General features: G+C 66.6%; 5 protein-coding genes. All 5 read left to right on the top strand.

From position 1 onward, the window contains the following. The first annotated feature begins 63 nt into the window (after positions 1–63). The 5 genes from recA to QZ847_RS15840 all read left to right on the top strand — a co-directional run bounded on the left by recA (position 64) and on the right by QZ847_RS15840 (position 6,588). Positions 64–1,137, top strand: a complete 1,074-nt coding sequence (gene recA, locus QZ847_RS15860) for a recombinase RecA (RefSeq protein ID WP_294358365.1) — start codon at positions 64–66, stop codon at positions 1,135–1,137. A gap of 101 nt (positions 1,138–1,238) precedes the next feature. Continuing rightward, positions 1,239–2,078: a trans-aconitate 2-methyltransferase gene (locus QZ847_RS15855; RefSeq protein ID WP_294358362.1), complete on the top strand. Its 840-nt coding sequence runs from the start codon at positions 1,239–1,241 to the stop codon at positions 2,076–2,078. Beyond that, the gene (locus QZ847_RS15850; RefSeq protein ID WP_294358360.1) at positions 2,075–2,710 is read left to right on the top strand and encodes a glutathione S-transferase; all 636 of its coding nucleotides are present in this window, start codon (positions 2,075–2,077) and stop codon (positions 2,708–2,710) included. Before QZ847_RS15855 ends, QZ847_RS15850 begins: the two co-directional genes overlap by 4 nt. A 52-nt stretch (positions 2,711–2,762) precedes the next feature. Next, the gene (locus tag QZ847_RS15845; RefSeq protein WP_294358357.1) at positions 2,763–6,200 is read left to right on the top strand and encodes a PAS domain S-box protein; all 3,438 of its coding nucleotides are present in this window, start codon (positions 2,763–2,765) and stop codon (positions 6,198–6,200) included. Positions 6,201–6,303: 103 nt separating this feature from the next. Then, a complete protein-coding gene (locus QZ847_RS15840) occupies positions 6,304–6,588 on the top strand; it encodes a hypothetical protein (protein WP_294191589.1) in 285 nt (94 codons plus the stop codon). Positions 6,589–6,727: the final 139 nt, after the last annotated feature.

Below are 6,727 nucleotides of genomic sequence, written 5' to 3'. Positions count from 1 at the left end.
TGTGTACATGAGCAGGAACGCGTTGAACGTCGTGCGCGGGTGCTCTAGCGAAAGGGATCGGCAATGGCCGCAAAACTTCAGGTGATCGATACCGGCATGGCAACCGCGACTAACGACCGTCAAAAGGCACTCGACGCCGCACTCGCGCAGATCGACCGTGCGTTCGGCAAGGGTTCGGCGATGAAGCTCGGGCAGAAGGAAGCGATGCAGGTCGAGGCGATCTCCACCGGATCGCTCGGGCTCGACATTGCGCTCGGCGTCGGTGGATTGCCGCGCGGCCGCGTGATCGAGGTGTACGGCCCGGAAAGCTCGGGTAAGACGACGCTCGCGCTCCACGTCATCGCGGAAGCGCAGAAGAACGGCGGCACCGCCGCGTTCGTCGATGCCGAGCACGCGCTCGATCCCGTCTACGCCAAGAAGCTGGGCGTCAATATCGACGAGCTGATCGTGTCGCAGCCCGACACGGGCGAGCAGGCGCTGGAAATCACCGACACGCTGGTGCGCTCGAATGCGATCGACGTGCTGGTGGTCGATTCGGTCGCGGCGCTCGTGCCGCGTGCGGAGATCGAGGGTGAGATGGGCGACAGCCACGTCGGTCTGCAGGCGCGTCTGATGTCGCAGAGCTTGCGCAAGCTGACCGGCTCGATCAGCCGCTCGCGCTGCATGGTGATCTTCATCAACCAGCTGCGCATGAAGATCGGCGTGATGTACGGCAACCCGGAGACGACGACAGGCGGCAATGCGCTGAAATTCTACGCCTCGGTCCGCCTCGACATCCGCCGCACTGGCGCGATCAAGGACCGCGACGAGGTCACCGGCAATGCGACCCGCGTGAAGGTCGTGAAGAACAAGGTCGCGCCGCCGTTCAAGCAGGTCGAGTTCGACATCATGTATGGCGAGGGCATCTCCAAGATCGGGGAAATTCTTGATCTGGGCGTCAAGGCCGGGCTGGTCGAGAAGTCGGGCGCTTGGTTCTCCTACGACAGCGTGCGGATCGGGCAGGGGCGTGAGAACGCCAAGAACTTCCTGCGCGACAACAAGGAAATGGCCGACCGCCTGGAAAAAGCGATCCGCGCGCGTACCGAGGCGGTGGCGGAGGAGATGATGGCGGGACCGTCGGAAGACGATGACATCTGATCCGGAACGATCCCGATAAGCAATTACGCGCGGCTCGTCAGCAATGGCGAGCCGTTCGTGTTTGAGGTTCGGGCGCGAATCAGCGGAAGAGGGGGGCGTAGATGACCGCCGCGGGCGACTGGACCGGAAAGGTTGGCGACGTTTGGGCGAAAGAGTGGCGACGAACGGAGCGCAGTTTCTCGCACCTGGCCCCGCAGCTTGCCCGCGCGATCCTCGCAGTCGCACCCGCTGAGGGTCGGTTTATGGACCTGGGCTGCGGCGTCGGCAGCACGAGCGCTGCCGTGGCGCAGGCGCGTCCGCTAGCGTCGGTAACGGGGGTCGATCTCTCCGCGCCGATGGTGGCGATCGCATCCGAACGCCACCCGCTGAGTAATTCCCGCTTCATCGCCGGCGATGCCTTGACCTTGGTGGTGCCGCCGCTCGACCTGATCTTCTCGCACCACGGCGTCATGTTCTTCGACGATCCGCGTGCCGCGTTCAGTCACCTGCGTCGCAGCGCAGTCGCCGGCGCACCGCTGGTCTTCTCCTGCTTCCGCGCCCGAGGTGAGAACCGGTGGGTGGACGTGCTCGATCATGCGATCGGCGCGCCGGTGTGGGAAGGTACAAGTTACTCGCCCGGACCGTTCGCCTTCGCCGACAGCGCCTTTGTTGCCGACGTGTTGGCGCATGCGGGCTGGAAGGTCCTCGCGGTGGAGCAGGCGGACTTCGATTATGTCGCGGGCGAAGGGGCGAGCGACGAGGACGCCCTCGCCGACGCGTTAGACTTCTTCGGAAGGATCGGTCCCGCTGCGGCGGCGATCCGCGCGGCAGCTGACGATGCGCGCCGCGACCTGCTCGATCGGATCAGAACGCGGCTCGCGCGTTATGCCGTTTCTGGGCGCGTCACGATGCCGGCATCGGCCTGGATCTGGACCGCCCGCGCCGCAGGGGAGCACGCATGACCATCATCGTCCACCATCTCGAAAATTCCCGTTCGCAGCGTGTGTTGTGGATGCTGGAGGAACTCGGCCTGCCGCACGAGGTGAAACGGTACGAGCGCAACAAGAAGACGATGCTCGCGCCGCCCGAGCTGCGCCGGGTTCACCCGCTCGGCAAATCACCCGTCATCGAGGACACCGATGATGGTGGCCGCGTGATCGCCGAGACAGGGGCGATCGTCGAATATCTGGTCGACAAGGCGGACGGCAGGCTCGGCGCGCCAGCGAAGCGCGACGATGCGCTCTCCTATCGTTTCTGGCTGCATTATGCCGAAGGGTCGCTGATGCCGCCGCTGCTGCTCAAGCTGGTGCTCGGCCGCATACCGTTGATGGGCAAGCCCGCGACCCGGCGTATCCAGCCGATGATCGATGTCCACCTCGACTTTGTCGAACAGTCGCTCGCCGGCCGTCCCTGGTTCGCGGGCGATCAACTGAGCGCCGCCGACATCATGATGAGTTTTCCGCTCGAGGCGGCGCGCAGCCGCGGCGGGCTGGACAAGAGCCGACCCAACACGATCGCGTGGCTGGAGAAAATTCACGCGCGCCCGGCCTATCAGAAGGCGCTCGAGGAGGGTGGTCCCTACACTTATGCATGAGTGAAAAGAGTGCGTTAGCCGCTCATTAACCACCGGCGGCTAGGTCCGGATCATGATCCCCGTCCGGCTATCGCGCTCGCTCGCCGTCGATCTCGCCCTCGCTGCCGTGTTCGGCATCGTCGCGTGGCTGTGTCTGGCGCTCGCTCGCGACAGTTCGCCGGTGGCAATCGTGTGGTTGCCAAACGCACTGCTCGTCGGCGTGCTGATCCAGTCGTGGACGATCAGATGGCGGCTGTTTGGCATGAGCGGCGCGGCGTTGCTGGTCGCGGCGCTGTTCAGCACCGGCTTGAGCATGCCGCAGATCGCCGTGCGCGCGACGATCAACATGGCGGAGGTGTTGTTCGTCGTGGTCGGCATGCAGCGGGTCGGGCGCGCGCCCGGGCTCGACAGTTTGCGCCAGCTCGGCCGCTTCACCCTCTTGTCGGCGTTGACGCCGCTCACGCTGTCGCCGCTGATCGTCGGCGCATTCTGGTCGGCTGGTGCTGCATTCGCGCTGGTGACGGGATTGACCTGGGCCGGGGCGCATGCGCTTGGCCTCGTCTTGCTGACGCCGCTCGTCTGCGTCTTCCACGACGCGGTGACCGGCAAGAACAACGACGTGCTCGTGCGCCGCCGTGAGATGGCCGCGTTCGGCGGCGCTGCGTTCATCCTCGCCGTGCTGCTGTTCTCGCAGTCGCGCTACCCCTTGCTGTTCGTGACCGGACCAGTTGTCATGATCGCGGCGTTTCGGCTTGGCGCGGTTGGAGCGGCGATCACCGTTGCGATCCTGGCGGTGATCGCGTCGCTTGCCACCTACGTCGGGATCGGTCCTGTCATGCTCACGCAGGGCGGGGCACACGGGCGTATGCTGGTGCTGCAGCTGTTTCTCGCCGTGAATTTCAGCATGGGGCTGCCGATCGCCGCGATTCTGAAGCGATTGGAACGGGCCAAAAACGACCTGCGCACGCGCAACGACAATGCGCACGCGATGCTCGCGAACATGCAGGAGGTGCTCTACCGGATCGACGCGGATGGCCGCTGGTCGTTTCTCAATCCTGCGTGGGAGCAGCTGACGGGCGTGCCGGTCGCGCAGGCGCTCGGCTCGCATGTTCGTGACGCGGTCCATCCCGCCGACCTGCCGATCCTGGCCGAGATGCAGCAGCGCTTCGTCGCACGTACGCTGGAGGGGCAGGTCGGGCGGTTGCGCATCATCCGTCGTGACGGCGCGATCCGCCACGTCGACGTGAGTGCGCGCATCCTGTTCGATCAGCACGGCGTGCCGCAGTCGACCGTCGGCTCGCTAAACGACGTAACCGACCGCCTGCTGTTCGAACAGGCGCTGCGCGAGAGCGAACGTCGTTTCCAGACCCTCGCCGATCTGGCGCCCGTCGGCATTTTCCGCACCGATGCGAAAGGCGCGCTCACCTACGCCAACCGCGCCTGGTATGTGCTCGCGGGGCAAACGCCCGAGCAGGCAGCCGGGGACGGCTGGGCGAATGCGGTTCACCCCGACGATCGCGCGAAGGTGTTCGCCGACTGGCAGGCGACCGCGGCAACCAGCGGCAACTACCGCGGAGAGTTCCGCTTCGTGCACGCTGACGGAACGCAAATCTGGGCCGATGCGATGAGCGCGGTGGAGCGCGACCTGTTCGCCTGCCCGGTCGGTCACATCGGCGTGACGATTGACATCAGCGAGCGCACCTTTGCCGCCGCGGCGCTTGCCGACAGCGAGAACCAGCTGCGCCTGCTCGCCAGCAACGCCACCGATGCGGTGTTCCGCCTGACGCTCGACGGCACGTGCCTCTATGCGTCGCCGTCGGTGCGCGATGTTATCGGGGCACCGCCGGAACAGCTTCTGGGCGCGTCGATGCTGTCACGCTTTCACCCGGACGACGACGCGATCGTGCGCAGTGCGTATCAGGACCTCGCGCGCGGGATCATCGACAAGATGGTGGTCAGCTATCGCTCCGAACCCGTCGATCGTCCGGGCACGTGGCGGTGGCTGGAGGCGAATTGCGGACTGGTCCGCAATCCCGCAACGGGTGCGGCGCAGGAAATCATCATCTCGATCCGCGACGTGACCGGGCGGAAAGAGCTGGAATTGCAGCTCGCCGCGGCACGCGATGCCGCCGAGATTGCGGGCGCGGCGAAGGCGACCTTCCTCGCCAACATGAGCCACGAGATTCGCACGCCGATGAACGGGGTAATAGGCGCGACCGAGCTCCTGCTGGATGGCAAGCTCGAGCCGGCGCAGCGCGCCCGCGTGCAGGTGATCGCCGACTCAGGCCGGGCGATGATGCGGCTGCTCAACGATATCCTCGACCTGTCCAAGATCGATGCGGGGCAGATGCAGATAGCGGCCGAACCCGTGGACCTGCGTCATGCGCTGCGCGGGTGCGCGAAGCTGATGGCGCCGCTCGCCGAACAGAAGTCGCTGACGCTCACGTGCGAGGTCGCCGACGCAGTGCCCGCGCGCGTCGAGGGCGACGGGCTGCGACTGCGCCAGATCGTGCTCAATCTGCTCGGCAACGCGGTCAAGTTCACCGACGCAGGCTCGGTTGCGCTTCGTGCCAACGCCGTCAGCGACGATGACGGCGCGTGGCTGGAGATCGAGGTTCGCGACACCGGGATCGGGATCGATCCGGCGCGCCACGCCGCCATCTTCGACAAATTCACGCAGTCGGACACCTCGACCGCGCGGCGCTTCGGTGGGTCGGGTCTCGGCCTCGCGATCGGTGCGCAGCTCGCGCGGTTGATGCGGGGTTCGCTGCGGCTGGAGTCTGTGCCGGGCGAGGGTAGCTCCTTCGTTCTGCGCGTGCCGCTGATCGCCGCGGAAGCCGCGACGACGCCGGCTGTCGCGCCGCTCGCGCTGCCGGCCCGTGGCGGATCGCCTGATATTCGCGTGTTGCTGGCTGAGGATCACGAGATCAACCAGATGCTCGCCTCGGCAATGCTCGAGCGGCTGGGCGCGCGCTGCGTCGTCGCGGCGGACGGCGCCGCGGCAGTTGCCGCAGTGGCAGAGGCGCAGGCGGCGGGCGACCCGTTCGCACTCGTGCTGATGGACATGCAGATGCCCGAGGTCGACGGGCTTGAGGCGACGCGTCGGCTGCGTGCTGCCGGACATGCACCCGAGACGCTGCCGATCGTCGCGCTGACCGCGAACGCTTATGCCGACGACATCGACCTGTGCCTGGCGGCGGGAATGCAGGCGCACCTCGCCAAGCCGTTGCGCCTCGCCGAGCTGCAGCAGGTGCTCGACCGCTGGGGCAGGGCGACGACCCCCGACTGCAAGGACGTGCTGGAAACCCTGTCGCGGCTGATCCGCACCGGCGCACTTGAGGAAGCGACGCTGATCGAGATTTCGGCGCACCTGCGCACGCTGGCGGCAAGCGGTACCTCGCCGCTCGCCGATGCCGCGGCCGATGTCGAACAGGCGGTGGCGGGCTGTGTCGGCGATGACCTGCCGGAGGTGCTCACCCGCGGCTTGAGCGCGCTGACCCGCGCCGCCTGAACCTGACCCCAAGGGGTAATATCGCGCACCCGTCCAACCGGGCAGAAGCGGACCATCAAGAGGGCGTCAGTCGTCCCACCACCAAATACCACGGAGCCGAACCATGATCCGCCAGACGCTCATCGCCGCCGCAGCCGTCGCCGCCACGCTGGCTGGCAGCGCACAGGCCGACACCGGACGCGCCATCCCGTCGCGCGCCGTCATCACCCGTACTGCGATGGACGGCAGCACCGTTTGCCTGCGCACGGCCGAGAGCGCCGGTTGCGCCAGCTACCAGGCGACGCTGCTGCGCACGGTGGGTCAGAAGGCCGCGGCGTCGCGCACCAACATCTCGGTCAACGACCTCGGGCGTCGCCAGTTAAGCGCGCTGATCGCCAGCATCAACTGATCGGAGCAGACGCGCTTCCGGGCATCGTTACCGCTTTGCTTACCATTGCTGCCCTAACCGCCGATCGATCGCACCGCCGCACGGGTGCGAGCCTATCGGAGCCGCTCGACATGTCCGCCGTCTCTCTCGCATCTCACCC

The organism is uncultured Sphingomonas sp. (assembly GCF_913778135.1).
GTDB lineage: Bacteria > Pseudomonadota > Alphaproteobacteria > Sphingomonadales > Sphingomonadaceae > Sphingomonas.
This window is presented reverse-complemented; position numbering and strand designations above follow the sequence as displayed.

Excerpts from the sequence above, each read along its gene's own strand:
- recA (WP_294358365.1), top strand. The coding sequence starts at position 64 with ATGGCCGCAAAACTTCAGGTGATCGATACCGGCATGGCAACCGCGACT.
- QZ847_RS15855 (WP_294358362.1), top strand. The coding sequence starts at position 1,239 with ATGACCGCCGCGGGCGACTGGACCGGAAAGGTTGGCGACGTTTGGGCG.
- QZ847_RS15850 (WP_294358360.1), top strand. The coding sequence starts at position 2,075 with ATGACCATCATCGTCCACCATCTCGAAAATTCCCGTTCGCAGCGTGTG.
- QZ847_RS15845 (WP_294358357.1), top strand. The coding sequence starts at position 2,763 with ATGATCCCCGTCCGGCTATCGCGCTCGCTCGCCGTCGATCTCGCCCTC.
- QZ847_RS15840 (WP_294191589.1), top strand. The coding sequence starts at position 6,304 with ATGATCCGCCAGACGCTCATCGCCGCCGCAGCCGTCGCCGCCACGCTG.